At 32.7% G+C, this 1,606-nt stretch carries 2 protein-coding genes; both read right to left on the bottom strand.

What is annotated here, in order from left to right:
- On the bottom strand, positions 1–715 hold a 715-nt coding region (locus GSY74_RS05255), incomplete at its 3' end, for a formyltransferase family protein (protein ID WP_223157469.1).
- Between the two features lie 2 nt (positions 716–717).
- Positions 718–1,606 (bottom strand): polysaccharide deacetylase family protein (locus GSY74_RS05250; RefSeq protein WP_223157468.1); only part of this gene is annotated, 889 nt, incomplete at its 5' end.

The following is a 1,606-nucleotide window of genomic DNA, read 5'->3' as shown; positions in this document are numbered from 1 at the left end:
GCAAATTTGGCAGGGTATATACTGTTCCAAGCCTTTCAAGAGTTTTGGGGATATAGGTTCCATCAGATATTTTATATAGAGCTTTGTACATCATATCCTCACTCTCTTTATATACTTTTTTCTCCAATGAGTGGAGAGTATCCCCACTATCTACAGATACGCTTCTCACCTCTATAGGCAGACCCGAATCAAGTCCAACAGATAGTTTTTGTAGAGTTATCCCCACCTCCTTTTCACCATTATATAGTTCCCAAAAAACAGGAGGCATTCCTCGATATTTACTCATATCTCCATGATGATAGGACAATATACCATTTGGAGTAAGTGTTAATAGAGGCTCCTTTATAATGCCATATCCTCCTACAAGTAAAAGAACATCTAGTTTATAGCCTTTTATAATATCTATGCTCTCTTTTTCATATATGTTTTGTCTCTTTATCAGGTCTATACCGTTACTCTCACAATAGTTCTCAATCCCCATAGTAGTCTCATCTGTAGTTCTACGCGATAAGAGTTTTTGGAAAGCCATGACTAGCATATAGCCCCCTCTACCTCTTTTGAAATTTTTGATAATCTTCTGCTTAAAACTTTTTCGCTCTCTATCATCCACTATAGCCAACTTAATATTGAATGAATCATCTTCTAATATGGGCTTTAGTGTCTCTACTCTAAAGTGAGACAGGTCACCATTTGATACCAATATACCTATGTTCATAACTAATACTCCTTTACAGATTCACTATATCCATAAGACTGTTTTTTACCATTTCTTGATTTCAAAAATGCCCAAAGTCCACTAGATTTTACGATTAACTCATTTATATCTTCCGTATCATTTATAGAAACTCTTTTGAGCCTAAATATATCACTCTCCAAGCTATTGAATCCATAATCTACAGTAATACCACACTTATATCCAGCCCTTTTGGCTATCTCAATATCTCTATCACTATAATCACCATTGGGGTAGGCTATTGTATTTATATCAAAACCATATTTATGCTCTAAAATCTCTTTTGATTTGGCTATCTCTTTTTTAGCATCAGAATCACTACATTTTGGAAGTATTGGATGAAAAAGTGTATGAGACTGCATATTTACATATGGACTCATCTCATCTATCTGTGTTCTGCTTAGTGCTTGTGGATAATCAAACTCTATATCAACTGAAAATCCACTCTCTTTCAAAATCTCTAGTCGTCTTCTCTCTGTTTCGTTCTTTAATTTTGATTTATCTAATGACTCATTATCATACTGAAACCAAAAGTGTCTATTTGTATCTATGATAGAGGCACAGAGAAATATAGTAATAGGAATATTGTATTTTTTTACAATAGGTAAAATCTTATGGTTACCTATATGTCCATCATCAAATGTAACTATTAGGGCATTTTTAGGTATAGTTGAGTAATCTTTTCTATAATGTGCCTCTATATAACTATCTAAATCAATAATATTATATCTATCGGATAGATAGCTAAATGCCTGTTCTGCACTATCTCTATCCATATCATGAAATAGAATAATAGTTACTTTATCTCTTTGAAAGATAAAACTAAAAAGTTTAGCAAAACCCAAAAATCTCAATAACTTAAATATTTGTTTT

Origin of the sequence: Sulfurovum sp. bin170, assembly GCF_010892395.1 — a bacterium.
Classification (GTDB): domain Bacteria; phylum Campylobacterota; class Campylobacteria; order Campylobacterales; family Sulfurovaceae; genus UBA1140.
This window is presented reverse-complemented; position numbering and strand designations above follow the sequence as displayed.